Genomic DNA, 1,563 nt, shown 5'->3' with positions numbered 1-1,563 from the left:
TCCGGGACGCCTGCGGATGCCGGCCAGCGGCCGGCACTACCGAAGATGGGGCATCCGGCCTACACCGGTATAATCGACCCCTCTTTCATCGCTGTGGCCGCCCCCTTGAACGACATGCCCGAACCCGTCGTCTCCGAGCTGATCGATCTGCTCACCCTGGAGCGGCTGGAGGACAACCTGTTCCGCGGCCAGAGCCGCGACATCGGTACCAAGTACGTGTTCGGCGGGCAGGTGCTGGGCCAGGCCCTGGCGGCCGCGCAGGCCACGGTCGACAATGGTCGCCATGTGCACTCGCTGCACGCCTATTTCCTCCGCGCCGGCAACATCGACCATCCGATCGTCTACGACGTCGACCGTACCCGCGACGGTGGCAGCTTCTCGGTGCGCCGGGTGACCGCGATCCAGCATGGCAAGGTGATCTTCTTCTGCGCGGCCTCGTTCCAGCAGGCCGAATCCGGTGCCGAGCACCAGCACAAGATGCCCGAAGTGCCGCAACCGGAAGACATCGAACCGAACCGGCCGTTGCCGGCGGAGGTGCTTGAGCGCTTGCCGATCAAGGTGCAGCGCTGGCTCTCGCGCGGCGGTCCGTTCGAGTTCCGCCATGTGTATCCCCGCGATGAACTGAACCCGCCCAAGCGCCCGCCCTACCACCAGGTCTGGCTGCGCCTGAGCGAGCGCGTGGGCGATGCTCCCGAGCTGCACCAGGCACTGCTGGCCTACGCGTCGGACTTCCACCTGCTGGGCACGGCGACCTTCCCGCACGGCATCAGCTACTACCATCCGCACGTGCAGATGGCCTCGCTGGACCACGCGATCTGGTTCCACCGCCCGTTCCGCGCCGACGATTGGCTGCTGTACTCGCTGGACAGCCCCAGTGCGCAGGATTCGCGCGGCCTGGCCCGCGGCCAGTTCTTCACCCGTGATGGCGTGCTGGTTGCCAGCACCGCCCAGGAAGGCTTGATCCGCGTGGTTCCGGACCAGGCAGCAGCGGCCGCCGTGCCAGCCAAGGATTGACCGATGCGTCAGATTTTCAGCAGCCAGCGCGTGGAAACCGTGGAAGGCGTGGCCGAGCTCCTGCGCAGCCACGACATCCAGGTGAAGGTCACCAACGGACGCTCATACAAGACCCGTCGCCGGGGTCAGTTCAGCTATACCGACCTGGGCAATGCAGGCGCCTACCCGGCGGTCTGGGTCGTGCGTGCCGACGACCAGCCGCGTGCGCGCGAAATCCTGCGCGACGCCCGCCTGCTCGACACCACCCGTCGTGACCACCCGACCGCCGAATTCGCCTTCCGCGATGATGTGCAGGAAAGCACCGGTGGCCGTGGCTGGGCCTGGCGCATCCGCATCGCCCTGCTGGTGGTGATCGCCGGGGTGGCGCTGGTGATCGGTCTGCGCCATCGCGGTGCCCCTGCCCCAAGCGCACCGGTGCCCGCCCCGCAGGCACAGCCGCAGCAAGCACAGCCGACCGCACCTGCACCGCCGGAAGAAGAGGAAGTGCGGGTCCGCATCCAGCCGGCGAAGTAGTGCCGGCCGCTGGCCGGCAACCGCAGCATACCGAGC

2 protein-coding genes are annotated in these 1,563 nt (G+C 67.9%); both read left to right on the top strand.

Going from position 1 to position 1,563, the window contains the following annotated elements; translation table 11 throughout:
* Nucleotides 1-114 precede the first annotated feature (114 nt).
* A complete protein-coding gene (gene tesB, locus AB4Y84_RS21280) occupies nt 115-1,014 on the top strand; it encodes an acyl-CoA thioesterase II (protein ID WP_032951563.1) in 900 nt (299 codons plus the stop codon).
* Nucleotides 1,015-1,017: 3 nt separating this feature from the next.
* On the top strand, nt 1,018-1,527 hold the full coding sequence (locus tag AB4Y84_RS21275) for a pathogenicity-like protein (RefSeq protein WP_363730489.1): 510 nt from the start codon (nt 1,018-1,020) through the stop codon (nt 1,525-1,527).
* Nucleotides 1,528-1,563: the final 36 nt, after the last annotated feature.

The organism is Stenotrophomonas sp. 2YAF22 (assembly GCF_052114665.1).
Lineage (GTDB): Bacteria > Pseudomonadota > Gammaproteobacteria > Xanthomonadales > Xanthomonadaceae > Stenotrophomonas > Stenotrophomonas indicatrix.
Note: the sequence above shows the minus strand (reverse complement) of the source record. Positions and strands in the feature narration are given on the sequence as shown.

What these genes read in the sequence shown, in the direction of transcription:
- tesB (WP_032951563.1), top strand. Translation starts at nt 115, where the DNA reads ATGCCCGAACCCGTCGTCTCCGAGCTGATCGATCTGCTCACCCTGGAG.
- AB4Y84_RS21275 (WP_363730489.1), top strand. Translation starts at nt 1,018, where the DNA reads ATGCGTCAGATTTTCAGCAGCCAGCGCGTGGAAACCGTGGAAGGCGTG.